Here is a 211-nt window from a genome sequence, read left to right on the forward strand (position 1 = left end):
AATCCGTTATGAGCGATGGGGTGACGCAGTAGGGTAGTGACGCGGACTGATGGATGTCCGTCTAAGCAGTGAGGCTGGTGTGTAGGCAAATCCGCACATCGTTAAGGCTGGGCTGTGATGGGGAGCGAAAATTGTAGTAGCGAAGGTCATGATCTCAGACTGCCAAGAAAAGCCTCTAGCCAGGAGAAGGTGCCCGTACCGCAAACCGACA

1 rRNA gene is annotated in these 211 nt (G+C 54.0%); it reads left to right on the forward strand.

Features of this window, described 5'->3' with window-relative positions:
• Window positions 1-211 (forward strand): 23S ribosomal RNA (locus G9G54_RS25175); the annotation flags it as partial.

Origin of the sequence: Paenibacillus sp. EKM212P, assembly GCF_011066115.1 — a bacterium.
Classification (GTDB): Bacteria; Bacillota; Bacilli; order Paenibacillales; family Paenibacillaceae; genus Paenibacillus; species Paenibacillus polymyxa_B.